Below are 25,672 nucleotides of genomic sequence, written 5' to 3'. Positions count from 1 at the left end.
CCCGGTCCCACGCATGAACAGCGGGAAGGGGAGCGGTGAGCCCGCCACTTGTCCCTTCTCCCCGTCAGAACGGGGAGAAGGTGCCGGCAGGCGGATGAGGGGCGCTTCCCTCTCGACGCAAGTGAGGACAGTACGGTCCGGGCGCTGATCAGGCCGACTTGAACCGTGCCATCAACTCGGCACGGCCGGGGTCGGTCAGCGTCACGGCGGCGCCGAACTCCAGCGGCGTCAGGGACGCTTCATCCGGATAGACGATCTTGTTGCCGGTAATCTCGGCCGGCAGCAGCTTCAGGACGCGGCTGTCGGTGGTGGGCGCACCGTTGGCGATATGCTCCTTGACGGCATTCTCCGGCGCCATCAGGTAATTCAGCAGCGCGTAGCCGGCCGCCTTGTTGGCGGCACTCTTCGGGATCGCGTAGAAATCCGACCAGATCTCGCCGCCGTCCTTTCCGAGCACGAACTGGATTTCCGGCATGTCGCGATTGAGCTGCGCGCCGTCATTGGTCCAGCACATGGTCATCCAGGCATCGGTGGCGCGCATCGACGGCTGGTAGTCGCTGTTGATGGCGTAGAGATGCGGCTTCACCTTGATCAGCAGTTCCTCGGCCTTGGCGAGTTCGTCCGGCTTTGTCGAGTTGAAGGAATAGCCGAGCGAGACCAGCGCATTGCCGATGGTCGTCAGCTGATAATCATGCACCATGGCGCGGCCGTCGGCCTCGGTCATGGCCACCTCGAAGAAGTCCTTCCAGCTGGTGATCGGGGTCTTGATCTTGGTGGAGTTGAGCGCGATGCCGGTCGTGCCCCAATTCTTTGGCACGGCATAGGTCTTGCCGTCGACGACGCCCTCGTTGGTGAAGCGCGCGGTCTCGGTCGCAGCGTCGTAGTTCGGCAGCTTGGAGAGATCGAGTTCGTCGATCAGCCCGAGCTTCACATAGGTCGAGATCGTGTAGTTGGTGGGCACGAACAGGTCCCAACCGGTGCCCCCGGCCTGTAGCTTGGCCAGCATCTCCTCGTTCGAGCCGAAGACGTTGACTTCGACCGCGACGCCGGTTGCGGCCTGGAACGCCTCGAAGGTGGCGGGGTCATGGTAGTTCGGCCAGGTGGCGATCGACATCTGGCTGCCGAGATCCTGCGCAAACGCGGTCGAGGAGAACAGACCGGGCTGGCGCGCCAGCACTGCGGTTGCAAGGCCAAGGCCGGTAACGCCGAGGAAATGACGGCGGGTGACCGAGCCGCGCTTCAGGCGCATCAACTCGTCGGCAAGCTGCTCGGCGGTAATCGGGGCATTTTCTCTGTACCATTTGGTCATGACGCTGTTCCCTTTATCGTTTGACGTTCATGCATCAGCAGGCTGTGGCCCGGTCAGATCGTGCGCATGTTCAGGCCGGAAAGATGTGAAGCGCATTCGGATCGAAGGCGAGGCCGACCCTGTCGCCAGGTTCGACGAGATCGCTGTCGCCGATGGTCCTGCGATCGGCGGTGACGAGAAAATCGCCGAGACCATCGACATCGACGGAATATTCAACGGACGACCCCAGAAAAATGCGGTGCGTGACGGTACCGGACAGAGTGGCAGTGCCAGCAGCGCCGTTGCGTTTCAGGCTGATCGCCTCGGGGCGGAGCGCAACGGTGGCCGAACCGGCGCGCGGCGTCGCCGTGGCTGTTGATGCAACCCGGGTGCCATCGGCAAAGACGATCGTGGTGCCGCCGTCGTCGACGGTCGCGGCGATCCGGTTGGTCTTGCCGACGAAATCGGCGACGAACAGACTGGCCGGACGATCATAGATGTCCTGCGGCGGGCCGACCTGGACGATGCGGCCGGCATTCATGACGCAGACGAAGTCGCTCATCGATAGCGCCTCCTCCTGATCGTGGGTCACCAGGACAAAAGTGATGCCAAGTTCGCGCTGCAGCGTCTGCAGTTCGATCTGCATGGCGGTGCGCAGCTTCTTGTCGAGTGCTGCCAGCGGCTCATCGAGCAGCAGCACCTTCGGCTTGTTGACGATGGCACGGGCAAGCGCCACGCGCTGCTGCTGGCCCCCGGACATTTCATGGATCCGGCGCTTGCCGAAGCCGCCGAGCCGGACCATTTCCAGCGCTTCCTGGGCGCGCCGCGAGATTTCGGCAGGTGCTATCCGCGGCCGCATCTGCTTCAAGCCGTAGGAGACATTCTGCTCGACGTCGAGATGTGGAAAGAGCGCATAGTGCTGGAACACCATGTTGACGGGGCGCCGATAGGCGGCAACGCCATTCATCGCTTCGCCGCTGATGTAGACCGTGCCTTCGCTCGGCTGCTCGAAGCCGCCGATCATGCGCAGGCACGTGGTCTTGCCGCAGCCGGAAGGGCCGAGCAGCGCCATGAAGGCGCCCTTGGGCACCGCAAAGTTGATGTCCGAAACGGCGGTCACGCTGCCATAGCGTTTGGCGACCGAACGGAACTCGATGTCGTTCGTCGAAGCGGATGTCACGTCTGTTCCCTGCGGTTGTTGTCGGATACCGCCAAGGCATGGATGCCATCGCGTTCCACCGTCATTGACAGGCAGCGTAGTCAAGGCGGCCCTTGCCGGTATATACCCCGAGAGAGGTATTCCAACGGAATTTGGCTTGTGGGAGGAGTATACCTCAACAGGGCCGGTTCGGCGGGAGAGCGGTTTGGGTATCGACCTCGAGGGGGTATTCAAGGTTTTGGCGCCGATGGTCAGTGGCGCAGCCATGGACGACGAGACGGTGGGCGTTGCCTACCGGCAATTGATGTCGGCGCTGATGAGCTTCGATTACGTGGTGGTGTTCGCCTATCGCGGCAAGGAACGGCCGATCGACCTCTACAGCACATTCAATGACAAGGATCACGTCCTGTTCGTCAGCCTCTACCAAGCTGGCCCCTATCTGCTCGATCCCTTCTATCACGCGGCCTGCGAGGGCAAGCCGGGCGTCTGGCGCATGCGGGAGAGGGCGCCGGACCGGTTTTTCTCCAGCGAATACTACCGAACTTATTACGTGCAGACCGGGCTTGCCGAGGAAGTCGGCTTCTTCGTGCCGATCAACGACGACATTACCGTCGTGCTGTCGTTGATGCGGCGTGAGGCGACGGGATCCTTCAGCCCGGCGGAATTCGCCCTGTTGAAAAAGGTCGAGCCGCTGGTCTCGGCATTGGTGAGCCACCATTGGTCGGACCTTGGCCGCAGGTTCGATGCGGCCTTGGCAAAGTCCGGGCGCAACCGGCGGAAGGCCACCCACCCACCGGCCGACGGCGTCTGGCAACATCTCAATCTGACGGAACGCGAAGCCTCGATCATCGAACTGGTGCTGCAGGGGCATTCGTCGGAATCGATCGGGCTGAAGCTCGGCATTTCGACCGGGACCGTCAAGGTCCACCGCCGCAACGTCTATCGCAAGCTTGGCATCTCCTCGCAAACGCAGCTTCTCTCCCTCTATCTGCGCAATCTCGGTCAGTAGCGATGTCGCTACTTCTGCACCTGCTCCGCCGGCATCGGTTTTACCGGTGCTCCGGGGAAGATCTTCTGCAGGTTTCCGGCAATGACCTGGTCGCCTTCCGAAACGCCTGAAGCCAGCCCGATTAGATCGCCGCTGGCCGGGCCAAGCGTGACGAGCCGCTGCTCTACTGTGTCGCCCTTGCCGACGATATAGACGTATTTGCCGAGCTGGCTCGATCCGAGCGCTGTCTCCGGAACCATCATCACGTTCGGTTCATCCCGGATCTTCAGTCGCACGCGGACATACTGGCCGGGAAGCAGGCTGAGGTCCGTGTTGTCGATCGTCGCGCGCGCCACCACCGTTCCGGTATTGCCCTCGACCGCGTTGTTGATGAACGTGAGGTCGCCGCGGTAGCGCGGTTCCTTGTCGCCGGGCAGAAGCACCTCCGCCTCGACTTTGCCCTTGGTCCGGGCCTTCTGGATATCGGCAAGTTCGGCTTCGCTCGGATTGAACGAGACATAGATCGGCGAAAGCTGCACAAGGTTGTTGAGCGGTGTTCCGGTCGTATTGCTGACCAGCGTTCCCTCTGGTGCCAGGTTGCGCCCGAGTCGCCCGGCAAAGGGCGCGCGGATTTCGGTGTACGCTAGGTTGATCTCAGCGGTTTGCACCGCTGCCCGCGACATGGCCACTGCGGCCTCCGCCTGATGCACCGCACTCTGGCGCTGATCGAAACTGTCCTTGTCCAGATATCCTGTCGTGGCGAGCTCGTTGCCGCGCGTGAGATTGGATCGGAGATATGCGAGGGACGCTTCGTCCCTCTCGACCTGGGCCTTTGCCTGATCCAGGACCGCCCGATAGTCGCGCGTGTCGATCCGGTAGAGGAGGTCGCCGCCCTTGACATCGGAACCGTCGGCAACCGGCTGCGCTTCGATATAGCCGGTGACCTTGGCGCGCAGTGTCACGTTGCGGATTGCCTCGGTCCGCGCGGAATAGTCGAGATAAATGGGGATCGTTTTCTTGACGACCGCCGCGACGGGAACAGGCATGGCTTGCGGCGCCGGAGCAGGTGCGGCCCCGGCGTCGCCGGCTTTGATCTCGAACCCGCCAATCCTGTAGTGATAGGCGGCCGCAAGGGCGGCTGCGATCACCACTGCGACCAGGGCCAGTTTAGAACCACGCATGTCAGGCTCCAATCCCTATTCCGCCGCCTTCGGCTCGTGCTTCTCGCCGACGGACTTCGCCGACAGTCCCTCCCGCCATCGCTCGATGACCGCGTAGAAGACCGGGACGAAGATGAGTGTGAGAACGGTGGCGGCGAGCATGCCGCCGAAAACGGTGGTGCCGATCGACTGGCGGCTGGCAGCACCGGCGCCCTTGGCATACATCAGCGGCAGCACACCGAGGATGAAGGCAAAGGCGGTCATCAGGATCGGACGCAAGCGAAGGCGCGCCGCCTCGGCGGCCGCTGCCACCACATCCAGCCCTTCTTCGCGGCGGCGGCGGGCGAACTCGACGATCAGGATGGCGTTCTTGGCGGCAAGTCCAACAAGCATCACGAAACCGATCTGCGAATAGACGTCGATCTGCATTCCGCGCAGCCACAGCGCCAGAAGCGCGCCCAGGAGCGCCAAGGGCACAGAAAGCAGCACCATGAACGGCATCGACCAGCTTTCGTACTGGGCGGCAAGGATCAGGAAGCAGAACACGAGGGCGAGCGCGAAAACGAGCGCGGCAATCGAACCTGCGCGGATCTCCTGATAGGTAATGCCGGTCCACTCGAATGTGTAGTCCCGCGGCAGCATCTCCTTTGCCACCCGCTCCATCGCGGCCACCGCCTGGCTCGAGCTGAAGCCGGGTGCTGCCGCGCCGTTGACCAGCGCAGACGGATAGTTGTTGTAGTGGGTGATCGTCTCTGGGCCGACCGTCGATCTGAAAGAGCCGAGCGTGTTGAGCGGCACCATCTCGCCCTGGCTGTTGCGCACATAAAGGCGCGAAAGATCGTTGGCAGAGGCGCGTGCGGCCTGATCGGCCTGAAGCGTGACGCGAAAGGTGCGGCCGAACAGGTTGAAGTCGTTGACGTAGAGCGAGCCGAAATAGATCTGCAGTGTGTTGAAGATATCGGGCAAGGTGAGCCCGAGGAGTTTTGCCTTGTCGCGATCGAGGTCGTAGTCGAATTGCGGGCTTGAGGTGCTGAAGGTGGTGAACAGCTGATAGGGATTGATCTCCGGCTGCTTGCGCGCCTCGGCGATCAGCGCCTGTGTGGTGTCGTTCAGCGCCTGGGCACTGCGGCCGGCGAGGTCCTCGACCTGGAATTCGAAGCCGCCGGTCGCCCCCAGGCCCTGGATCGACGGCGGATCGAAGGCGAGCACCAGCGCATCCGGGATCTGCAGCAACTGCGGCGTCACCGCCTCGCGCAGCGCCGACGCACCCTGATCGGGCGGGCGCTCGTCCCAGGGTTTCAGCACGGCGAACTGCACGGCGGAATTCGATTGCGCCGCAAAGGACAGGAAATTGAAGCCGACGACGGAGCCGACGAAATCGACGCCGGCCGTGCCACGCAGGATCTCCTCGGATCGCCTTGCAACGGCCTCGGTGCGTTCGAGCGATGCGCCGTCCGGCAATTGAATGACGACGAAGAAATAGCCCTGGTCTTCGACCGGCAGGAAGGTCGAAGGGATGCGCTGCCACAGCATGTAAGTGGAGCCGACAGCGGCCAGGAACAGCGCGAACAGCGCCCAGCGCCAGCGCACCAGCCCGGCGACGCTGCGTGCATAGCTGTGTGACAGCGCATGAAAACCATCGTTGAACCAGCGGAAGAGCGCAAAGCGAGGCTCGCCGCGATAGCGCAGAAAAGCGGCGCTGAGCGCCGGGCTGAGTGTCAGCGAGTTGAAGGCGGAGAAGGCGACGGAGATCGCGACCGTCAGCGCGAACTGGTTGTAGAGGCTGCCGGCAACGCCTGGAATGAAGGCGACGGGAATGAAGACGGCGAGCAGCACGGCTGTCGTGGCGATGATCGGCCCGGTCACCTCCTGCATGGCTTTTTTGGTGGCTTCGAGCGGTGGCAGCCCGGCCTCCAGCTGGCGTTCGACATTCTCGACGACGACGATCGCGTCGTCGACCACGAGACCGATGGCGAGCACCATGCCAAGCAGGCTCAGCATGTTCAGCGAGAAGCCGAAGAGGTACATCACGACCAGCGTCGCGATCAGTGACACCGGGATGGCAATAGTCGGGATAATCGTGGTGCGCAGGTTTTGAAGGAAGATGAAGACGACGAAAACGACGAGCGCGAGCGCCTCCAGCAGCGTGTACACCACATCCTTCATGGCCGCCGAAACGAAACGCGTGGTGTCGTAGAACATGTGATAGGCGATGCCCGAAGGGAAGCGCAGAGACAACTCGTCCATCTTGGCCTGAACACGGCTCTGCAGGTCGAGCGCGTTGGAGCCCGGTCCCTGGAACACGGCAAGAACCACGCTTTCCTTGCCGTTGAAGGTGACGGATGACGAGTAGAGGAGGGCCCCGAGCTCGATGCGGGCCACGTCACGCAGCCTCGTCGTGGCGCCGGTGGCCTGGTCTGCGCGAAGCACGATGTCGCCGAATTGCGACGGATCGCTCAATCGGCCAAGCGCATTGATCTGCATCTCGAACGGTGTGCCGGCGGGTGCGGGCGACTGTCCGATCTTGCCGCCGGCCACCTGGATATTCTGTTCGGCGATCACATTCTGGACATCGACGGCCGTGACGCCGAGATTGGCCATACGGTCGGGATCGAGCCAGACCCGCATCGAATAGCGGCGTTCGCCGAAGAGCTGGACGTCGCCGACACCGGGCAGCCGCTTCAACGGATCGAGGATCTGCAGGTAGGCGTAGTTGCTGACGGAGGCGAAATCGACCGAGTTGTCGGGCGAATCCAGGCTCACCAGCACGGTGAAGTTCGGGATCTGCTTGGCAATCGTCACGCCGGTCTGGTTGACGAGCGCCGGCAGCGAGGAGGCTGCCTGCGAGACGCGGTTCTGGACGTCGAGCGCGGCGACGTCGATCGGATAGCCCACCTCGAAGGAGATGATGATCCGCGACGAACCATCGTTTGAACTCGTCGAGGTCATGTAGAGCATGCCCGGCACGCCGTTGATCTGCTGTTCGAGCGGCGTCGTCACGGTATCGGCGACGACCTGAGCACTGGCGCCGGGATAGTTGGCGGCCACCACGATCTGCGGCGGCGTCACGTCGGGAAACTGCGAGATCGGCAACAGGAAATAGCAGATGCCGCCCGCCAGCGTCATGATGATCGCGATGGCCGATGCGAAGATTGGCCGATGAATGAAGAAGTCGATCATGGCGGGATCGATCCTTGCAAGGAGTTTCCGTGAGAGGGCGACACGGCACCGGGGCTGGCGGCACGCTGCAAAAGCTCAAAAGCGGTGGCACAGATATCTGCTGCGCGGACCTTCCGGTCAGCGGCGTGCTCCTTCGCCTTGTGCTCGGCAAGCATAGGCATCGTAGGCTCCAGCACGAGATCGAGATGGGCCGGCCTGGCCCGGATCTTGAATGTGATCGAACGTTATATAACCGTGCGGCACGGTCTCTGGCTAAAAGACGACTGACGATCGCGCCAGCCGACATTACGCTGAAAATTTTCTTGCAGTAACCACTGTCGCCCGAAGGCTTGGACAAGCGGCCGTCTCTTGGCGTGCCGTCGGCTCAAAGGCGCCGAATGCATCAATTGCACTGTGAGAACGGCAATGCCGCAATACCTCACCGTGCATCAATCCACTTCGCGTTGCAACAGTGACGAGAATGACGGTCGAGATGGTTCAATCTTGAGGGCTGATCACAGGCTTCGGTTGCAGGCGACCGGCATCGTCGGCGCCGCAACACCCGCAGTTCCGCTTTTATCGCCAATAGCCGCGCTCACCGTCGATCGAAGACCGTCCGATGACGAAGCCGATCGCAAAGGCAAGGGCGCCAACCGTCAGCAGCAGGCCGGATGCGGTGCGTGGATGGTCGGCAACCGCGGCAGCGACAACATTCGCTTCGCGCCTGGCCGCATCTGTCGCCGTCTTTGCCATCTTACGCACGCCTGTCGGCGGTTCGACGGGGGTGCCGGTGAAGCCGGCTGTGAGCGCGTCCTTGGCCATGTTCTTTCTCCTTTGTGAGGAAGAACCGCCGAGGAGACAGGAAGTTCCGAGGCTCGATGGAACGCCAGCGCGCTCCTGCCGGCACGGGAGGCGGGATTTTCATCGCGCCTCGCACGTGTGTTGCGATCGCATTAACTGGAAAGCGCGGACATCTCCTTGTAGAGGTCGCTCTTGCCTTCGAACCCGATGCCGGGAAGCTCTGGCATCTCGATGTGGCCGTCCTCGACCCGTACACCGTCCGGAAAGCCTCCATAGGGCTGGAAAAGGTCGGGGTAGCTCTCGTTGCCGCCGAGGCCCAAACCGGCCGCAATGTTCAACGACATTTGATGCCCCCCATGCGGGATGCAGCGCGATGGCGACCAGCCGTGCGCCTTCAGCATATCCAGTGTCCTCAGATACTCTACGAGGCCGTAGGAAAGGGCGCAGTCAAACTGCAACCAGTCCCGATCCGGGCGCATTCCGCCATGTCGGATCAGATTGCGGGCGTCCTGCATGCTGAACAGGTTTTCGCCCGTTGCCATCGCGCCTGGATAGAATTCGGCGAGAGCCGCCTGAAGCTGGTAATCGAGTGGATCACCCGCCTCCTCGTACCAGAACAGCGGATATTGCCGGAGCATCTTTGCATAGGCGATCGCCGTCTCGAGATCGAACCGCCCGTTCGCGTCGACGGCGAGTTGCGCTTGCGAACCGATTTCCTCAAGTACGGCCTCGACACGTCGTGCATCGTCGTCGACCGATGCGCCGCCAATCTTCATTTTCACCACATTGTAGCCCCGGTCGAGGTATCCCCGCATTTCCTTGCGCAGGGCGGAATTGTCCTTGCCCGGATAGTAATAACCGCCAGCGGCGTAAACGAAGACCTTTGGATTTGCGTCCCGGCCTGCGCGCTCCGCCAGTAGGCGAAACAGGGGCTTTCCGGCGATCTTTGCCACGGCATCCCAAACCGCCATGTCGATGGTGCCGACCGCAACCGAGCGTTCCCCGTGGCCACCCGGTTTCTCGTTGGTCATCATCGCCGCCCAGACCTTTTCGGGCGAGATGTTTTCACCGGTCTCGTCGAGCAGCGTCTGCGGATCCGCGCTGGTGATACGGTCGGCAAACCGCTCGCGGATCAGGCCGCCCTGGCCGTAGCGACCATTGGAATTAAAGCCGTAGCCGACGACCGGCCGGCCGTCGCGGATCACATCCGTGATCACCGCGACCAGACTGCTGGTCATCTTGGAAAAGTCGATATAGGCATTTCGGATCGGCGACGAGATCGGCTTCGTCACTTCCCGGATTTCAACGATACGGGGCATTTGCGAACTCCAGAGTTTATGGATCCCGACTGCGTTTATTCGCCGGCGTCACGGCTGTCCTTGTGCCAGAAGATCAGTTTCTTCTGCACAAGGCTGACGGTACCGAACATGGCGAGGCCAAGCAGGCTGAGATAAAGGATGAGGGCGAAAACGCGCGGCGTATGAAGCTGAGATGCTGCGATACGGATCATCTCGCCAAAGCCCTTGCCGCCGCCCAGGAACTCCCCGGTGATGGCACCCGCCATCACGCCCAACGAGGCGATCTTCAGGCCGGTAAAAACATGCGGCAGGCCGGCCGGCATCTTCATATGGATAAGGGTCTGCCAGCGCGAAGCGCCCATCGTGCGAAAGAGGTTGAGCGCGTTACGGTCGGCGGAATTGAGCCCAGCCGCCGTGCCGACCAGGATCGGGAAAACGGAAACAAAGGTCGCGAGCGCCACCTTCGAGGAAATGTCGAAGCCGAGCCACGCGACGAAGAGTGGCGCAAAGGCGATCTTCGGCATCGTATCGATGGCGATCAGATAGGGCATCACGGCGCGTTCCCCGAAGCGGGTTTCACCGACCAGAACGCCGAGGCCGACACCGATCAGGGTGGCAAGCACGAACCCGATCAACACCTCCTGCATCGTGATCCAGAGCGCACCCAGCATGTAGCCGCCGCTCACGAGGTTGGTGCCGACGAATATGATCTCGCGCCAAGTCTCCGCTGGCGACGGCAGGATGATCGCGGATACCACACCAGACACCGTGACCAGCTGCCAGACCAGCACCAGCGCCAAACCGAGGCCTGCGATGGCAATTGGTCTCGGGATGCTGTCAATCGGCGAAACCTGTTCCTTCCAAATCGTATCCTTGACCGGGTTATCGGCGTCATGGCTGTCAAATGTCGTCATGACTGCGATCCTGTGCTGAGCAAGTTGCGGATGTGGGTGACATAGCGGCCGAAGGCCGGGCTCGTCACCATGTCGAGCGTTCGCGGGCGAGGTAGATCTATCGTCACCGCCTCAATCATGCGGCCCGGCCTTGCGCCCATGACGAAGACCGTATCCGACAGGATGACCGCTTCGGCGATCGAATGGGTGACAAGAAAGGCGGTCGCTTCGCGCTCAAGGCAGATGCGCTGAAGCTCCATGTTCATGAAATCGCGAACCAGTTCATCAAGCGCACTGAACGGTTCGTCGAGCAAGAGCACCGCCGGCTCCGTGATCAGCATTCGGCAGATTGCGGCGCGCTGAGCCATGCCGCCCGACAACTCGGCGGGGTAGGCTTTGTCGAACCCTCTCAATCCCACAAGATCCAGCAGCGCCATTGCGTCTGCTGCCTTGTCTCTTGCCGCGGCCCTCCCATCACGGATACGGATCGGCAGCAGGATGTTGTCGATGGTGGTCAACCAGGGAAAGAGCGTCGCCTGCTGGAACATCATGCCGATATCGCGGCGAGGGCCGAGCACCGGCCTGTCGGCCAGGATGACACTGCCAGCCGAAGGCGAGATCAGGCCGGCCATGATCTTCAGCAACGTCGACTTGCCGCATCCGGACGAACCGATCACCGAGGAGAAGCTTCCTCTGGGCAGATCGAGGTTGACGCCCTCAAGGGCAACCAGGCTGCGGCGCGCATAGGTTTTGCCGACGCCGCGCAACGTATAGACCGGGGGCGCCGCAAGCGGCGTCCCCTCCTTCACGCGTTGTGGGATCATTTGGCGTTCCACGCTTCGACAAACCGGTTGGTGTAGATGGCGTTGAGGTCGGGGAGCGCTTCCTTCAGTTCGCCCGAAGACACGAGGCTTTCTTGCCAGGCCTGCCAGGCCGCCAGGTCCTGATAGCCATAGCCCTTGGCAGGGTCGAACGGCGACTGGCGCACGACGATCTGCTCGATCAGGGCCTTGGAGAAAGCCCGATCCTCGCCCTCCTGCGGATTGACCGCCGCGGCATGATCGATGACCTTTTCGATGTTGGCGGGGTCGGCCGCGAAGCGGGCGCCTCGGACGACTGCCTTGCCGAAAGCCTCGATTACATCCGGGTTCTTTTCGATGTAATCGCTCATGGCGGCGAAGCCATTGCCGAAGAACTGGCGGAACTTCTCCGGGGTGATGTTGCGCAAGCTCAGGCCGCGGCTGTTGAGGATCGCCGCATCGCTGGTTGCCGCGACATAGGCGTCGATATCGCCGCGCATGAAGCCGGCAGTCGCCAGCCCACCGTCACCCACGACCAGAAATGTATAATCCTTGCCTTCCACCATGCCGAGATCGCCGAAGATCGAGCGGGCGAAGGACGCTTCGGCGCCGTCAGCGGTCCCGATGCCGATAACCTTGCCTTTCAGATCCTCCGGTCCCTGCGTTGCGGTCTCTTGCCGGACCACCATGCTCAGGGAGCTGTTCGGATTGAGGCGATAGAGAAATGTGATGTCGATACCGCGCGCACGTGCGCCGAGAAAAGGCCCGGCCGCCGGATTGCCGATTTGCCCCTGACCTGCCGTCAACGCCTGAAGTACGGCACCGGAGCCGTTCAGGGCCTCGACACCAACCTTCAATCCTTCCTTCTCGAAGTAGCCCTCTCCCATGGCCACTGCTACGGGGATGATGTTGATCGCCGACGGATTGGCGATGACGAAGGTCACATCCTTGGTTTGAGCCATGGATGCGGTGGTGGCTGTCAATCCGATGGCCGATGCCGCAATCAGGCGTTTTACAAATGCCAGTCGTCGCATATTATATCCTCCTCTTTCCTTCTCGCAAATAATGTATGATATGGAAAAACGTATGTCAAAATGCATTTTTGCGCAGACCTGCAATTCCGGATCCAGCTCATGACCAACGCATCGATGGCAAAAACGACCTCCCGCCGACCCACCGCTGGCAAGGCGACTGCCGCGTCTGCAATTTTTGCGGCGATCCGCCTGGATATCCTTGCGGGAAAACTGCCGCCTGGTTCTCGGTTGAAGATTGATGCCCTTTGCCAGGCATACGAAACGACGCTCAATCCGGTTCGTGAAGCACTCAATCGGCTCACGGCCGAAGGGCTGGTGGACCTCGAGGATCAGCGGGGCTTTTCGGTCGCCCCGGTTTCGATCGAGGAATGGCGTGAAATTGTGCGCGGGCGATGCCTGATGGAGGCTTGCGCGCTTAGGGAAGCCATCCGCAACCGCACGGAAGCCTGGGAAGAGGGCATCGTGCTTAGTCTCTATCGCCTGTCTCGCACGCCGCGGTTTATCGAAGGTACGGCGCAGACGCCCAATCCGGAATGGGAGCCGCGACACCACGCGTTTCACAATGCGCTGCTGACGGCCTGCAATTCCCGCATCGTGCTGGAATTTTGCGAGGATTTGCGTGAGAGGTCCGATCGCTACCGCCATATCGCATCGATCTCTCCCCAGGCCAGGCAGTCCTATGTCGAAGAACATCGCGACATCGCCGACGCCGTCCTGGACGGGGACGCCGATAAGGCCGTCGAGTTGTTGACAGCGCATTACCGGCGAACCCTGGCGGTCGTCGAAGACTTCCTCGAAAAACCAAGCTAGGCGGCCCCGAACAGCGGGGCCGGATTAACGTCACGCTGCGGCAACGACCCGATTTGTGAGGGTAGGGAGCCCTTCGATCTCTATTTCGATTACGTCGCCTGCTTTCATGAAAACAGGAGGCGTGCGGGCGAAGCCGACGCCCGAGGGCGTGCCGGTCGCAATCACATCGCCAGGCTCAAGCGTCATGATTTCAGACGCATAGGAGATGATGCTCGCGATGCTGAACATCAGGTCGCGGGTATTGCCGTCCTGCATGATTTGCCCGTTCAGGCGTGACCGGACCGACAGGCCTACTGCTCCAGGAGGAAATTCATCAGCTGTAGCGATCGCGGGGCCGAAGGGACCCGTCGCGTCGAAATTTTTCCCGGCCGTCCATTGTGTCGTCTGTCGCTGATAATCGCGCAGCGACCCGTCGTTGAACGCGGTGTAGCCGAAGACGTGATCGAGTGCGTCCTTCTCCGATACATTGTGCGCCGTCTTTCCGATGATCACCAGCAACTCGGCCTCGAAGTCGAGCCGATCAGAGACCTTCGGCACGACGATCTCGCCGTCGGGCGGAAGCAAGCTTGTCTGGACACGAAGAAACAACGTGGGGAAGGCAGGGATCTCGCGTCCACCTTCCTTGACGTGCTCAAGGTAGTTCAGTCCCATGCAGATGAATTTTCCGGGACGCGCGATGGGCGAAAGAAGCCTGACATCGCCGACCGGAATCCCCTGCTGCGTCCCGATCCCGTCCAGCGACTTATCAAGAACGGGCTTGCCCTTCTTGATCAGCGCCACCATGTCGCCCCCAATTTCGGGGATCTCGTCTTCCAGAGTGAAGACAAGGCCGTCTCGAAGAAGGCCGACAGATGCCTTCCCTTGATGTTCGTATCGCACCAGCAACATTCCCAGCATACTCCTCTAAGCAAATTCGGTGTGCATCAAACTTTAAAATGTATGTTTCAAATTATCCAGAGATAAAATGTATTAAATGCCTGCGAGGGGAATTGCCCGAGGCGTTCGCCGCTCGCGACGCGATGCAGCCAGGCGTTCGTTGCGATGGGGCGTGAAAAAAAGTCGACGGTCCGGGGAATAAGTCTGCGCGCGCTTTCGTATACTGCGGCATGAACAACAAGATACCGGGCTTCAACGTCGTCGGCCAGTTGGCAGCGCTTCGCCGCTATGCCTATTCGCTGACGCGCGATTCCGACGAGGCGGAAGACCTCGTCCATGATGCGCTGGTGAATGCCTTCGAGCGTCAGTCGACGTTCAAGCGGGGCGGCAACGTTCGCAACTGGCTGCTTTCGGTGGTGCACAACAGCTTCGTCGACCATCTGCGCCAGAAGAAATCGCAGGCGCGGCGGATCGAAGCCGCAGCGGAGCTTGCCGATAGCACGACGCCAGCCGTTCAGGACCAGTCACTGCGTCTCAAGCAGATCAAGGCCGCCTTCTTCCAGCTTCCTGACGAGCAGCGCGACGCGCTTCATCTGGTAGCGATCGAAGAGCTTTCCTATCGCGAAGCGGCAGACGCACTCGGCATTCCCGTCGGAACGCTGATGTCGCGGATTTCGCGAGCACGGGCCAGCCTGCGCGAATTCGAGGCCGGACGGCGGAGCCCGGCCTCATCTCATCTGAAAGTCGTCGGAGGAAGTCGCGATGACGAGCGTTGATCCGATTCTGGAATCCGACCTGCACGCCTATGTCGATGACGAGCTCGATGTTGCTCGCCGCATCGAAGTTGAGGCTTATCTCTCGGAGCGTCCGGCCGCCGCGGCGCAAGTCATGGCTGATCTGCGCGTTCGCGACGAGCTTCGCATGGCACTTGCCGATCAGAAGCCTAGGCCGCGGCCGGAGACGCGGGAGGCGGCGCGGCGCGTGGAGAGCATTCTCGCCAGGCGCCAGGTCTACGACGTGTTTCGTCGCGCCGCGGTCGTGCTCGCATTTGTCGGGATCGGCTGGGCAGGACATGCCAACCTGGGGCCGCTAGGGGCAACGGAGGTGGTTGCCTCCGTACCGCCGCCGGTTTTCGTCGAAGAGGCCTTGCGCGCCCATCGAACCACGCTTCTGCGCGAGCGCATGCCGTCGCAGCCAGAGGTGACCGAATACGACAGGGCCGACATCCGCTCGGCGACCGCGATCGTTCTTCCGGTGCTTCCGCAAGACTGGAAGGTTATCGACGCTCAGATCTTCCCCTCGGCCTACGGCCCGAGCGTGGAACTGGCCGTCGAGCCAGAGGCCGGGCAGCGGCTTTCACTCTTTGCCGTCCGTCCGGGCTCCTTTGCCGTTCAAAAAATGCTGTTCACCGAAAAGGACGGCACGCGAGCAGCCTACTGGCAGATCGGGGAGGTGGCCTACGCACTCGTTTCGAACAGCGTCCCGCTCGATCGACTGACAACAACCGCGCGCAAACTGGCGCGTGAAATCCACTAACCCAACGACATACCGAGGAGCATCATCATGCAACCCGCACAAAACAGGTTCGGTTACGGCGCGCAGGCCGCCGCACTCTTTGACGAAAGCCTTCGCCAACACATGCTGCGCGTCTACAATTACATGGGCGCCGGGCTGGTGCTCACGGGGCTCGTCGCATTCATCGTCGGCTCGACGCCGGCGCTTTACGTGCCGATTTTCTCCACCCCGCTGAAATGGGTGGTGATGCTGGCGCCACTGGCGTTCGTGTTCTTCTTCTCGTTCCGCATCCATGCGATGTCGGCTGCAACCGCTCAGATGACATTTTGGGCCTTCTGCGCCGTCATGGGATTGTCGCTGGCGTCGGTCTTCCTCGTCTTCACCGGCATGAGCATCGCACGCACGTTCTTCATCGCGGCAACCATGTTCGGTGCGACAAGTCTTTATGGCTACGTCACCAAGCGGGACCTGTCGAGGATGGGATCGTTCCTGATGATGGGTCTGATTGGCGTGATCATCGCCTCCATCGTCAATATCTTCCTCGGCTCGAGCGCGCTGCAGTTTGCGATTTCCGTCATCGGCATCGTCGTCTTCGTCGGACTGACCGCCTGGGACACGCAGAACATCAAGGAGCAGTTCTCCGAGAACGCGGATCAGGAGTCCCGGCAAAAGCTCGCCGTCTTCGGGGCGCTGTCGCTCTATCTCAACTTCGTCAACATCTTCCAGCTCCTGCTCAACTTTACCGGCGAGCGCGAGGGTTGATCGAAGAGAAGAGCAGGCGGGATCGGGGGCGATGACGCGTTCGGCGACATCGACTTCTGTACGCTCTGCCAAATTGGTGCATCGGGGGCTTGCTTCCCGATGCACACGGCACCTCCCGATCTTTCACGACCATCGGCGCCCACCGCGGCGGATTTTCAACTGATGCCTTCCGACGAAGACGACTCTATGGACGATGAGGGGCGATCGCCCCTATCCGCAGCCATGCCGGCAGGTTTCCGACTACCGTGCATGTGCGCACGTCATGGCAAATGGCTGCGACCTGGCCTTGCAGGGTCAGCGGCTCACAATACGCCCCTTTCGTTTTCCCGTTTCCCCGATCACGACAATCAAAAGGAATGCCGATCTGTGATGTTCGGCATGAGAACACCCCATGTACTTTGAATGGATATCCGATCCGGCCGCCTGGGCGGGATTGGCGACGCTGATCGTGCTGGAGATCGTGCTTGGCATCGATAATCTGGTGTTCATCGCCATTCTCGCCGACAAGTTGCCACCGCACCAGCGTGAGAAGGCAAGGCTGATTGGCCTCTCGCTGGCGCTCGGCATGCGCATGGTGCTGCTCGCATCCGTTGCGTGGATCGTGACGCTGACAGCGCCGATCTTCACGGTCATTGGCAACGAAATCTCCGGTCGCGACCTGATCCTGCTCTTCGGCGGCCTGTTCCTGTTGTTCAAGGGAACGATGGAGCTGCATGAGCGGCTGGAAGGGCATGCGGGTCCGAAGGAAGGCAAGATCGCCCATGCGGTCTTCTGGCAGGTGCTCGTCCAGATCGTGGTTCTCGATGCGGTCTTTTCGCTCGACAGCGTCATCACCGCCGTTGGCATGGTCGAGCATCTCTCCGTCATGATGATCGCCGTCGTCGTTGCCATCGGCGTTATGATGGTGTCGTCAAGGCCGCTGATGGCCTTCGTGTCGAAACATCCGACTGTGGTGATCCTGTGCCTCGGTTTCCTGATGATGATCGGCTTTTCCCTTATCGTCGAAGGTCTCGGCTTCCACATCCCTAAGGGCTATCTCTATGCCGCGATCGGCTTCTCTGTGCTGATCGAGATGTTCAACCAGATCGGCCGTCGCAACCGCGAACGCTTCGTGACAGCGGGCGATTTGCGCAGCAAGACCGCGGATGCGGTGCTTTCCCTGCTTGGCGGCAAACGTGGCGAAATTGCGCTCGGCGAGACTGCCGACCTCATCGCCGAGCAGACGGCGGAATCCGACCTGTTCTCAAAGGAGGAAAAAGGCATGATCGAAGGCGTGTTGACGCTTGCCGAGCGTCCGGCAAAATCGATCATGACGCCGCGGATGGACATCGACTGGCTCGATATCGAGGATGACGACGAGACGCTGCGGCGCAAGATCATCGACATGGGTCATTCCCGCTTTCCGCTGGCGCGGGGGAGTCTCGACCAGTTCCTGGGCATCGCATTTGCGAAGGACCTGTTGCGCGACTTGCTCGAGGAAGGCCGGATCAACCTGCAACGCTCGCTTCGCCAGCCGCTCGTCGTGCATGAAAGTGCGAGCGCCCTGCGGCTGCTCGAACAGCTTCGTCAATCGCCATTGCAAGTCGCGATGGTTCTCGACGAGTTCGGCTCACTCGAGGGAATGGTGACCCCGACCGATATTCTCGAGGCGATTGCCGGGGAATTCGCGGACGATAATGACGAGGCGCTGACTGTCGAGAGGGGCGAGAACGGCTCGCTGCTTGTCGATGGATGGATCGACATACGCCAGGCATCGAAACTGCTGGATGTCGATCTTGTCGACGAGACAGATCGCTATTCGACGCTCGCCGGACTCATTCTCTGGCGCCTCGGCCATCTTCCGAGCACGGGCGAGACCGTCGTCTATGGCAGCCTCTCCTTCGAAGTCGTTGCCCTGAGCGGTCGCAATATCGACAAGGTGAGAATTTCGACGGCCAACGACGCCCTTGCACTGGCCTGATCGGGCCAAGCAGCCTCCAATACGGCTCCTAAACACAGACGACGCCTGTGTTTAGGACGTTCCCGGAACGCGATCGCTTCCGAAGCAATCGGCGGTCAAATGAGCTCGTAGCGGCGCAGGATGTCCTCGATCTGGGCGTCCTGGGCGCTGTTGGGCAGAAGCGCCGGCTGGCGGCTTGCGCCGACGGAAGCGTCCTGAAGATAAAGCGAGCGCTTGACCATGGCAGGTGCAAAGCCAAGGGCATAGAGATCCGTGCGGAAAGCCGAGTAGATCGCCTGCTGACGCTCGGCTTCGGCAATATCGCCGGCGTTGAAGGCGTTCAAGATGCCGGCCAGAACGGTCGGCATGGCATTGCCGAGGCCGGAAATGCAGCCGGCCGCGCCGTTCTGCAGAGCCCACAGCACCAGGTGGTCGGGACCGGAGTAGACATCGAAACCATCCACGTCCTTAGCCACGGCAAGATAGGCCTCCAGCGTCTCCTTGGCGCCGCCGGAATCCTTGATGCCGGCAATGTTGCCGTGGCGAGACAGGGTGCGGGCGGTTTCGGGCTCGATGTGGTTCTGGGTGCGGGCGGGGATATCGTAGAGATAAACGGGTGTTTCGACGGCATCGGCAATGGTCGAGAAATGCCGGATCAGGCCGTCCTGGGTGCAGGCGATGAAAAACGGCGTGATAACGGCGATCCCGTCGACGCCGATGCGGTCGAATTCACGCGCAAGCTTCAGTGTTTCGAAGGTGGCGGGCATGCCGGCATTAACGATGACCTTGACGCGACCGGCGACCTCGTCGGCCACTTCCTCCGTGAGGCGCACCTTCTCCTCGAAGGTGAGGGCGCTGAAATCGCCGTTGGTACCCGCGCACATGATGTTGTTGCCGGCGTCGACCTGGCGACGCACCTGCGCGCGTGTCGCTTCATAGTTGATGGTCTCATCGTCGTTGAAGCAGGTGACGAGCGCGACAAAGGCTTGCTTGGACATTTCAGTCTCCAGTAATTGGGGGACGCCTCAGGAGGCGTATTCGAGCCGGGCGGCGCGATTGGCCGCCTGGACGTCGGGATCGGGATCGAGGCCGGCTGCGAGCAGCGCGCGGGTGTAGTCCTCGCGCGGGGTTTCGAACACCTCCTGCACGGTACCGAGCTCCACGACATTACCCTTCTGCATCACCATGACGTGGTCGGCGAAGTCGCGAACGACGGGAAGGTCATGTGCGATGAAGATGAAGGCGATGCCCATGTCCTTGCGCAGTCTGTCGAGGAGCGCGATGACCTGGGCCTGGACCGACACATCAAGTGCTGAAACCGCTTCGTCGCAGATGATCAATTGCGGTTCGAGCGCGAGCGCGCGGGCGATGGCGATGCGCTGGCGCTGGCCACCGGAAAATTGGTGCGGATAACGCCCCATATGTTCCGGGCCCAGTCCCACCTGCACCAGCAGCTCGGCGACCCGTTCGCGCCATTTAGCCTTGGGCAAAATGTCTGGATGGATCACCCAGGCCTCCGAGATCAGCTGATACACGGTCATGCGGGGATTGAGCGACTGTGTCGGATCCTGGAACACCATCTGCAGGTCGCGCCGGAGTTTGTAGAGTTCCGCCGGCGACAGTTGGAAAAGGTCGCGGCCCTTCCACAGGGCGCTGCCGCTGTCGGGTTCGTCCAGTCGCACGAGAATGCGGGCGAGGGTGGATTTGCCGGAGCCGCTTTCGCCGACGACCGCCATGGTTTCGCCGGGCATGAGATCGAAGGAGATGCCTTTCAACGCTTCGAAACTGCCATAGTGCTTGCGCACCTCGCGCACCGACAGGACCGGCTCGCCGCGTGCGCCTGGCGCATGCATCTTGCCTTTGCCGGGGGCGGCGGCGATCAGCTTGCGCGTGTAAGGGTGCTGCGGGTTCTTGTACACCTCGCGAACCGTTCCTGCCTCGACCAGTTCGCCCTTTTCCATCACCACGACGCGATCGGCGATCTCGGCAACGACGCCGAGATCGTGCGTGATGATCAGGACGGCCATTCCGGTTTCCTGCTGCAATTCCTCCAGCAGTGCCAGCACTTCCGCCTGCACCGTCACGTCGAGTGCCGTCGTCGGCTCGTCGGCAATGAGCAGATCGGGACGAAGTGCTAGCGCCATGGCAATCATGACGCGTTGGCGCTGGCCGCCGGAGAATTCGTGCGGATATTTGTCGAGCGACTTTTCCGGGTCGGGAATGCCGACACGCGTCAACAGGCGCAGCGCCTCCGATTGTGCCGCAGCAGCCGCGGCACCATGCGTGGTCAACGCTTCTCTTATCTGCCAGCCGACCGTATAGACCGGGTTCAGGTGGCTGAGCGGATCCTGGAAGATCATCGCGATGCGACGGCCGTTCACCTCGCGTCGCTTATGCGCCGGCATTTTCAGGAGGTCGACGCCGTCGAGCAGGATCTCGCCTGAGCTGATGCGCCCTGGCGGCATGTCGATCAGGTTCATGATCGCCGAGGAGGAGACCGACTTTCCCGACCCACTCTCGCCCAGGATCGCGAGCGTTTCGCCACGATCGAGGTGATAGGAGATGTTGCGCACGGCTTTGACCACGCCCATGGCGGTGTGAAATTCGACCGAGAGGTTGCGGACTTCCAGCAGATGGTCAGCCATTTTTGCGGCCTTTCATTTCCAGGCGCCAGCGCTGCACGGGATCGAGCGCGATACGCATCCAGTTCGACAGCAGGTTCAGCGACATCGTGGTCAGGATGATTGCAAGGCCCGGCCAGAAAGACAGCCACCAGGCATTGGTCAGATACTGTCGGCCTTGTGAAATCATCAGGCCCCAGGTGATTTCGGGCGGCTGGATGCCGATGCCGAGGAAGGAGAGTGCGCTTTCTGCCAGCATGACATAGGCGAAATCGAGGGTGGCGAGCGTCGTCAAGGTCGGCAGAACCACCGGCAGGATGTGCCGGAACAGGATGCGTCGGTTCGATGCGCCCATGACGCGAGCCGCCTGCACGAACATGCGCTCGCGGATCTCCAGCACCTCGGCGCGGGTGGTGCGCAGATAGACCGGGATGCGCGTGATCGACAGAACCAGCATCAGATTGAGGATCGAGGACCCGAGCACGTAAAGCACGATCACCGCGATCAGGAGCGATGGAAACGACATGATAACGTCGGCCAGCCGCATGATGACCTGATTGACGCGTGGCGAGGAAAAGCCGGCGATGAGCCCGAGCGTCGTTCCGACGATTGCGGAGATCGCAACGGCGCCGGCAGCAACCATGAGCGTGTTTTGCGTTGCCACGATGATGCGGGCAAGCAGCGGGCGCCCGAGCGCGTCCGCGCCCATCCACCAGACCCAACCGCGTTCCCACTCGAACGGCGCGGCGTTTCGGCCTCGCAGGTTCTGCTTGGTGGCAAGGTCGCCGAGCCAGCTCGGCCCGACGATCGCCAAGATGAGAATGACGATCAGGAAGATGGCGGCGCAAAGGGCGAACTTGTCGGCCCACAGCATGCGCGCCATGCGAGCGAGGAACCCGGGTTCCGCGGTGATTGTCGTATCTGTCGTCTGTAAGGTCATGGCCGAACTCTTCAATGACGGATGCGCGGATCGAGCAGCGCATAGGCAAGGTCGATCAGCAGATTCATGACGAAGATCGCGAGCGCGGTGACGAGAATGGCGGCCAGCACCACATTGAAGTCACGCTGCAGGATGGAATCGATCATCAGCTTGCCGACACCGGGAAAACCGAAAATGGTTTCGACGATGACGGCGCCGTTCAGAAGGCTCGCCGCCTGGTCGCCGATCACCGTGATGACCGGGAGCATGGCGTTGCGCAGCGCGTGGAGGAAGATGATCGGCCCTGACTTCACGCCCTTGGCGCGCGCCGTCTTCACATAGGCCGACGATAGCGCGCTGATCATCGATCCGCGCACCACCTGTACGATGATGCCGAAGGGCCGAACGAAGAGGACGCAGATCGGCAGGATCCAGTGCAGCAGCGAACCCGTACCGGACGTGGGCAGCCAGGCAAGGTTTACCGAGAACACCACGATCGCAACGATCGCGAGCCAGAAGTCCGGCACGGCCGCGCCGATCAGCGAAATGACCGAAGAGAGGCGGTCGAAAAATCCACCGGCGCGAAAGGCGGCCAGCGACCCCACAACGATAGCAGCGCCCGTCACCAGCGACATGGTGATGACTGCAAGCCAGAGCGTCCATTGGAAAGCTTCGAGGACCACGTCCAGTGCCGGGCGCGCCTTGCGCAGCGACTCTCCGAAATCGCCGGTGACGACGTCGCCGACATAACGGGCAAACTGGACCAGGAGCGGATCGTTGAGGCCGTGGATCTCGCGAAATTGCTGCTTCATCTCCGCCGACGCTTCGACGGGAAGGAAGAGTGCTGCGGGATCGCCCGTCAGACGCGACAGAAAAAAGACCATCACGATCAGGCCGACCAGGGAAATCAGGCTGGCCACGGCGCGTTTACGAATGAAGCTCATCATTGTGCCCCTCGATTGCAGAGGCGGCGGGACTGTCCCGCCGCCTTGATTGCGTCTGTCCCTGGCGGATCTGGTGACCGCCAGAACGGTTCACTTGATGCCGATTTCCGACAGCTGGAGCATCGAATTGGTGGCCATGGTGGGCTTGAAGTCCAGCCGTTCGGAAACGCGCGAGAAGCCGACCATGTGGAAGAGCAGCACGTCGGCCACCACCTCATCATGCACATAAGCGATGGTTTCTGACCACAGCTTGGCGCGTTCCTCGCCGGTCGCGGCCGAGGCTCGCTTGATCAGATCGTCGACCTTGGGGTCGGAGAAGCCTGACTGTGTGCCCTCGGTTGCGTATTTGAAGAACATCGAGAACGAAGGGTCACCCTTGGAGTTGTCGTGCATGGCGGCGACGAGCTGCGGACCGCGTCCTTCCTTGAACGGCTTGGAATAGTAGCCTTCATGCTCGGCGACCTCGACGAATTTCAGGTCGACCTTGAAGCCGACTTCCTGCAATTGCGCCTGAATGGCTTCCATGATCTCGGTCACGTTGGGGAAGTTGGCCGAGCGTGCGATGATGGTGATCGGTGTCTCGACCTTCACGCCTGCTGCCTTGGCTTCCTCCAGGAGCTTTTTCGCGCCTTCCGGATCAAACGGGAAAACCTTGACATCCGGATTCCAGCCGAGCGTCGGCGGTGGCACGATGGCCGTTGCAAGCAGAGCGCTGTCGGGAACCAGAGTGCCGAGGAAGGCCTGCCGGTCTATCGCCAGGTTGAGGGCGCGGCGGACGCGCACGTCGTTCAGCGGCTCGATATTGTGGTCGATGCGCAGATAGACGGTCTCGCTGTCGAGGTAGGAGAAGTCGGTCTTCGGGTTTGTCGCGTCGAGCTGCGAGATCGAAGGCGAGAGATCTGCCTCGCCGGCCTGAACCATTGCGGCGCGAACGGACGGATCAGCGCGGAACAGATAGGTCGCTTCGGTGACCTGCGGCTTCTGGCCCCAGTAGTCGTCGCGTTCCGTCAGTACGATCTGCTGGCCCGGCGTCCAGTTTGTCAGCTTGTAGGGGCCGGTACCGATCGGCTCGCGGATGAACTCCAGCGGGGTTTCCTCGGGAACGATTGTTACCAGAGACATCAACAGGGGCAGGATCGGCTGGACCGGGTCGGCGCTGAAGTCGATGGTGAAATCGTCGACAACATTCGCAGTAACAGTCATTCCGCCAAAGTAGCGGCGAGACTCACAGGCGTTCTTGTCGCTCATGATGCGGTCAAAACTATGCTTGACGTCCTTGGCGTCGAAGGTCGTGCCGTCCGAAAATTTCACGCCCTGGCGAAGATGGAAACGCCAGCTGCCGTCTTCGTTCTGTTCCCACTTCTCGGCCAGGCGGGGCATGACGCCCTTGCCGCCGCGAACGTCGAGCTCGGTCAGGGTTTCGCTGACGTTCTGCATGATGACGCGGCCGATGTTGGAGCGGGTCGCCATGCAGGGCTCAAGCAGATCGGCCTCTTCCGCAAGCACGATCTTGATCGGCCCCGATGCGGCAAGGACGGGCGAAATGGTGGAGCCCAACAGGAGCGCACCCAGGATAAGCGTTTTCTTCATTGCATTCTCCTCCCTAGAAAGTCTGGTTCAGTTCGATTTGGTGTCAGATCCGATCTTGCCGGAACGAGCGGCGATCAACGCCGCACAGCAGATGAGCGCCCCACCGCCGACGGTGGTCAGGGCGATGGTTTCCCCGAACAGGGCAAAACCGCCAAAGGCAACGAGTGGCAGCCGCAGGAAATCCACCGGCGCCACGATGGTTGCCGGTGCCAGCGAGAAGGCATGCGTCATCAGCGCCATGCAGGCGGTACCGACAACGCCCTGAAGTGCCAGCAGCCCCATTTCCCTCGGTCCCGGCATGGTGAAGAAGGGCAGGGCGAACAGCAGCGCGATCGGCACGGTCAGAAGAAGGTTCCAGACCACAAGCGTCGACGTGGCGTCGCCTTTTGACATGGACTTCAGGATCAGCTGGATCGCCGATTGAAGCAACGCACCGGTCAAGGCGAGCAAGATCGCCAGCGTGAAGCCCGTTGCCGAAGGGCCGATTACCAGCATGGCGCCGGCGAAACCGAGGGCGACCGCAATGATCATCGCTGGGCCTGGTCGCTCGCCCAATGTCAGCGCCGCACCGAGCACCACGAAGATCGGAGAGGTGAAGGCGATGGCGGTTACCTCGGCAAGCGGCCCCCAGCTGAAGGCTGCAAACAGCGCGATCATCGCCAGGAGCTTGAATGCGGCGCGCAATGCGTGCTGGCGCAGCGGATGTGTCGTGCGCAAAACGGATGGGCGCCAGGCGATCCAGGGCAGAAGGATGAGTGCGCCAAAAAACGCCCGGAAAAATCCGATGACGAAAGGATGTACCGCACCGCTCAGCGCCCGCACGATCACGGCATCCGCTGCGGCGAGCGTTGCCGCTCCTGCCGCAAAGGCGACGGCCGTCGTAGCCTGAAGGCGACTGCTGGCGTTTGACATGAAACTCCTCCGGGCCTGTCATCCTCGATCCAGGCTGGCTCGAACATCCATCTTTTGAAAAAGTTTGTCAAATTAATTTATGCTGTAAAAATTATCTGACGACATAGATATTAAAACAATGACATTAAATCAATATGATATGCATCTGTGCTGAAGCGCTTCGTTCGATAAATGAACATTCTCAAACTTGACAACTTGAAAAAA

At 61.2% G+C, this 25,672-nt stretch carries 22 protein-coding genes; 6 read left to right on the top strand and 16 right to left on the bottom strand.

Annotated elements, in window-relative coordinates; all coding sequences use genetic code 11:
- Positions 1-148: 148 nt before the first annotated feature.
- Both RTP54_RS14790 and RTP54_RS14785 read right to left on the bottom strand, forming a co-directional pair.
- Positions 149-1,309 carry a spermidine/putrescine ABC transporter substrate-binding protein gene (locus RTP54_RS14790; protein ID WP_112806909.1) on the bottom strand — a complete coding sequence of 387 codons (1,161 nt, stop codon included), beginning with the start codon at positions 1,307-1,309 and terminating at the stop codon, positions 149-151.
- A gap of 70 nt (positions 1,310-1,379) precedes the next feature.
- Positions 1,380-2,468 (bottom strand): ABC transporter ATP-binding protein, encoded by a 1,089-nt coding sequence (locus RTP54_RS14785; RefSeq protein ID WP_312363763.1) that lies wholly within the window; start codon positions 2,466-2,468, stop codon positions 1,380-1,382.
- 184 nt (positions 2,469-2,652) lie between these two features.
- Between RTP54_RS14785 and RTP54_RS14780 the strand changes: the two genes are divergently transcribed.
- Entirely contained in the window at positions 2,653-3,456 is an 804-nt protein-coding gene (locus RTP54_RS14780) for a helix-turn-helix transcriptional regulator (protein WP_312363761.1), read from the top strand.
- An 8-nt stretch (positions 3,457-3,464) separates the two neighbouring features.
- On the opposite strand, the gene RTP54_RS14775 is transcribed toward RTP54_RS14780, so the two are convergent.
- From RTP54_RS14775 to RTP54_RS14745, 7 genes are all read right to left on the bottom strand, one after another.
- Positions 3,465-4,616 carry an efflux RND transporter periplasmic adaptor subunit gene (locus RTP54_RS14775; RefSeq protein WP_312363759.1) on the bottom strand — a complete coding sequence of 384 codons (1,152 nt, stop codon included), beginning with the start codon at positions 4,614-4,616 and terminating at the stop codon, positions 3,465-3,467.
- Positions 4,617-4,631: 15 nt separating this feature from the next.
- A complete protein-coding gene (locus tag RTP54_RS14770) occupies positions 4,632-7,775 on the bottom strand; it encodes a multidrug efflux RND transporter permease subunit (protein ID WP_312363757.1) in 3,144 nt (1,047 codons plus the stop codon).
- 555 nt (positions 7,776-8,330) lie between these two features.
- The gene (locus RTP54_RS14765; protein WP_112817224.1) at positions 8,331-8,576 is read right to left on the bottom strand and encodes a hypothetical protein; all 246 of its coding nucleotides are present in this window, start codon (positions 8,574-8,576) and stop codon (positions 8,331-8,333) included.
- A 131-nt stretch (positions 8,577-8,707) separates the two neighbouring features.
- Entirely contained in the window at positions 8,708-9,874 is a 1,167-nt protein-coding gene (locus RTP54_RS14760) for a mandelate racemase/muconate lactonizing enzyme family protein (RefSeq protein WP_312363753.1), read from the bottom strand.
- Positions 9,875-9,909: 35 nt separating this feature from the next.
- Complete coding sequence (locus tag RTP54_RS14755; protein ID WP_312363752.1) at positions 9,910-10,767, bottom strand: ABC transporter permease; 858 nt, start codon at positions 10,765-10,767, stop codon at positions 9,910-9,912.
- Positions 10,764-11,570: an ABC transporter ATP-binding protein gene (locus tag RTP54_RS14750; protein ID WP_312363750.1), complete on the bottom strand. Its 807-nt coding sequence runs from the start codon at positions 11,568-11,570 to the stop codon at positions 10,764-10,766. The genes RTP54_RS14755 and RTP54_RS14750 overlap by 4 nt, the downstream gene beginning before the upstream one ends.
- On the bottom strand, positions 11,567-12,580 hold the full coding sequence (locus RTP54_RS14745) for an ABC transporter substrate-binding protein (protein ID WP_312363748.1): 1,014 nt from the start codon (positions 12,578-12,580) through the stop codon (positions 11,567-11,569). Before RTP54_RS14745 ends, RTP54_RS14750 begins: the two co-directional genes overlap by 4 nt.
- 99 nt (positions 12,581-12,679) lie before the next feature.
- Here RTP54_RS14745 and RTP54_RS14740 point away from each other — a divergent pair, with 99 nt between their 5' ends.
- Positions 12,680-13,390 carry a GntR family transcriptional regulator gene (locus RTP54_RS14740; RefSeq protein ID WP_312363746.1) on the top strand — a complete coding sequence of 237 codons (711 nt, stop codon included), beginning with the start codon at positions 12,680-12,682 and terminating at the stop codon, positions 13,388-13,390.
- Positions 13,391-13,420: 30 nt separating this feature from the next.
- Here RTP54_RS14740 and RTP54_RS14735 read toward each other — a convergent pair whose 3' ends face one another.
- The gene (locus RTP54_RS14735) at positions 13,421-14,278 is read right to left on the bottom strand and encodes a fumarylacetoacetate hydrolase family protein (RefSeq protein ID WP_312363744.1); all 858 of its coding nucleotides are present in this window, start codon (positions 14,276-14,278) and stop codon (positions 13,421-13,423) included.
- Between the two features lie 218 nt (positions 14,279-14,496).
- Here RTP54_RS14735 and RTP54_RS14730 point away from each other — a divergent pair, with 218 nt between their 5' ends.
- The 4 genes from RTP54_RS14730 to RTP54_RS14715 all read left to right on the top strand — a co-directional run bounded on the left by RTP54_RS14730 (position 14,497) and on the right by RTP54_RS14715 (position 18,503).
- Complete coding sequence (locus RTP54_RS14730; RefSeq protein ID WP_312363742.1) at positions 14,497-15,042, top strand: sigma-70 family RNA polymerase sigma factor; 546 nt, start codon at positions 14,497-14,499, stop codon at positions 15,040-15,042.
- Positions 15,029-15,802, top strand: coding sequence for an anti-sigma factor family protein (locus RTP54_RS14725; RefSeq protein WP_112806933.1), 774 nt, complete (start codon positions 15,029-15,031; stop codon positions 15,800-15,802). Before RTP54_RS14730 ends, RTP54_RS14725 begins: the two co-directional genes overlap by 14 nt.
- A gap of 27 nt (positions 15,803-15,829) precedes the next feature.
- Positions 15,830-16,543 carry a Bax inhibitor-1/YccA family protein gene (locus RTP54_RS14720; RefSeq protein WP_112806935.1) on the top strand — a complete coding sequence of 238 codons (714 nt, stop codon included), beginning with the start codon at positions 15,830-15,832 and terminating at the stop codon, positions 16,541-16,543.
- Between the two features lie 391 nt (positions 16,544-16,934).
- Positions 16,935-18,503: a TerC family protein gene (locus RTP54_RS14715; RefSeq protein ID WP_112806937.1), complete on the top strand. Its 1,569-nt coding sequence runs from the start codon at positions 16,935-16,937 to the stop codon at positions 18,501-18,503.
- 95 nt (positions 18,504-18,598) lie between these two features.
- Here RTP54_RS14715 and RTP54_RS14710 read toward each other — a convergent pair whose 3' ends face one another.
- The 6 genes from RTP54_RS14710 to RTP54_RS14685 all read right to left on the bottom strand — a co-directional run bounded on the left by RTP54_RS14710 (position 18,599) and on the right by RTP54_RS14685 (position 25,468).
- Positions 18,599-19,480, bottom strand: a complete 882-nt coding sequence (locus RTP54_RS14710) for a dihydrodipicolinate synthase family protein (protein ID WP_312363738.1) — start codon at positions 19,478-19,480, stop codon at positions 18,599-18,601.
- A gap of 27 nt (positions 19,481-19,507) precedes the next feature.
- Positions 19,508-21,127 carry an ABC transporter ATP-binding protein gene (locus RTP54_RS14705; protein ID WP_312363736.1) on the bottom strand — a complete coding sequence of 540 codons (1,620 nt, stop codon included), beginning with the start codon at positions 21,125-21,127 and terminating at the stop codon, positions 19,508-19,510.
- The gene (locus tag RTP54_RS14700; protein ID WP_312363734.1) at positions 21,120-22,043 is read right to left on the bottom strand and encodes an ABC transporter permease; all 924 of its coding nucleotides are present in this window, start codon (positions 22,041-22,043) and stop codon (positions 21,120-21,122) included. Before RTP54_RS14700 ends, RTP54_RS14705 begins: the two co-directional genes overlap by 8 nt.
- Before the next feature lie 11 nt (positions 22,044-22,054).
- Positions 22,055-22,969 carry an ABC transporter permease gene (locus tag RTP54_RS14695; protein ID WP_312363732.1) on the bottom strand — a complete coding sequence of 305 codons (915 nt, stop codon included), beginning with the start codon at positions 22,967-22,969 and terminating at the stop codon, positions 22,055-22,057.
- An 87-nt stretch (positions 22,970-23,056) separates the two neighbouring features.
- Positions 23,057-24,556 (bottom strand): ABC transporter substrate-binding protein, encoded by a 1,500-nt coding sequence (locus RTP54_RS14690; RefSeq protein WP_112817235.1) that lies wholly within the window; start codon positions 24,554-24,556, stop codon positions 23,057-23,059.
- Positions 24,557-24,583: 27 nt separating this feature from the next.
- On the bottom strand, positions 24,584-25,468 hold the full coding sequence (locus tag RTP54_RS14685) for a DMT family transporter (RefSeq protein ID WP_312363729.1): 885 nt from the start codon (positions 25,466-25,468) through the stop codon (positions 24,584-24,586).
- Positions 25,469-25,672 lie beyond the last annotated feature (204 nt).

It is taken from the genome of Ensifer sp., from assembly GCF_031989085.1.
In the GTDB taxonomy this organism is placed as follows: Bacteria; Pseudomonadota; Alphaproteobacteria; order Rhizobiales; family Rhizobiaceae; genus Ensifer.
This window is presented reverse-complemented; position numbering and strand designations above follow the sequence as displayed.

What these genes read in the sequence shown, in the direction of transcription:
- RTP54_RS14750 (WP_312363750.1), bottom strand. Translation starts at nt 11,570, where the DNA reads ATGATCCCACAACGCGTGAAGGAGGGGACGCCGCTTGCGGCGCCCCCG.
- RTP54_RS14770 (WP_312363757.1), bottom strand. Translation starts at nt 7,775, where the DNA reads ATGATCGACTTCTTCATTCATCGGCCAATCTTCGCATCGGCCATCGCG.
- RTP54_RS14715 (WP_112806937.1), top strand. Translation starts at nt 16,935, where the DNA reads ATGTACTTTGAATGGATATCCGATCCGGCCGCCTGGGCGGGATTGGCG.
- RTP54_RS14725 (WP_112806933.1), top strand. Translation starts at nt 15,029, where the DNA reads ATGACGAGCGTTGATCCGATTCTGGAATCCGACCTGCACGCCTATGTC.
- RTP54_RS14700 (WP_312363734.1), bottom strand. Translation starts at nt 22,043, where the DNA reads ATGACCTTACAGACGACAGATACGACAATCACCGCGGAACCCGGGTTC.
- RTP54_RS14695 (WP_312363732.1), bottom strand. Translation starts at nt 22,969, where the DNA reads ATGATGAGCTTCATTCGTAAACGCGCCGTGGCCAGCCTGATTTCCCTG.
- RTP54_RS14685 (WP_312363729.1), bottom strand. Translation starts at nt 25,468, where the DNA reads ATGTCAAACGCCAGCAGTCGCCTTCAGGCTACGACGGCCGTCGCCTTT.
- RTP54_RS14790 (WP_112806909.1), bottom strand. Translation starts at nt 1,309, where the DNA reads ATGACCAAATGGTACAGAGAAAATGCCCCGATTACCGCCGAGCAGCTT.
- RTP54_RS14760 (WP_312363753.1), bottom strand. Translation starts at nt 9,874, where the DNA reads ATGCCCCGTATCGTTGAAATCCGGGAAGTGACGAAGCCGATCTCGTCG.
- RTP54_RS14765 (WP_112817224.1), bottom strand. Translation starts at nt 8,576, where the DNA reads ATGGCCAAGGACGCGCTCACAGCCGGCTTCACCGGCACCCCCGTCGAA.
- RTP54_RS14705 (WP_312363736.1), bottom strand. Translation starts at nt 21,127, where the DNA reads ATGGCTGACCATCTGCTGGAAGTCCGCAACCTCTCGGTCGAATTTCAC.
- RTP54_RS14720 (WP_112806935.1), top strand. Translation starts at nt 15,830, where the DNA reads ATGCAACCCGCACAAAACAGGTTCGGTTACGGCGCGCAGGCCGCCGCA.
- RTP54_RS14690 (WP_112817235.1), bottom strand. Translation starts at nt 24,556, where the DNA reads ATGAAGAAAACGCTTATCCTGGGTGCGCTCCTGTTGGGCTCCACCATT.
- RTP54_RS14745 (WP_312363748.1), bottom strand. Translation starts at nt 12,580, where the DNA reads ATGCGACGACTGGCATTTGTAAAACGCCTGATTGCGGCATCGGCCATC.
- RTP54_RS14740 (WP_312363746.1), top strand. Translation starts at nt 12,680, where the DNA reads ATGACCAACGCATCGATGGCAAAAACGACCTCCCGCCGACCCACCGCT.
- RTP54_RS14730 (WP_312363742.1), top strand. Translation starts at nt 14,497, where the DNA reads ATGAACAACAAGATACCGGGCTTCAACGTCGTCGGCCAGTTGGCAGCG.
- RTP54_RS14710 (WP_312363738.1), bottom strand. Translation starts at nt 19,480, where the DNA reads ATGTCCAAGCAAGCCTTTGTCGCGCTCGTCACCTGCTTCAACGACGAT.
- RTP54_RS14775 (WP_312363759.1), bottom strand. Translation starts at nt 4,616, where the DNA reads ATGCGTGGTTCTAAACTGGCCCTGGTCGCAGTGGTGATCGCAGCCGCC.
- RTP54_RS14755 (WP_312363752.1), bottom strand. Translation starts at nt 10,767, where the DNA reads ATGACGACATTTGACAGCCATGACGCCGATAACCCGGTCAAGGATACG.
- RTP54_RS14735 (WP_312363744.1), bottom strand. Translation starts at nt 14,278, where the DNA reads ATGTTGCTGGTGCGATACGAACATCAAGGGAAGGCATCTGTCGGCCTT.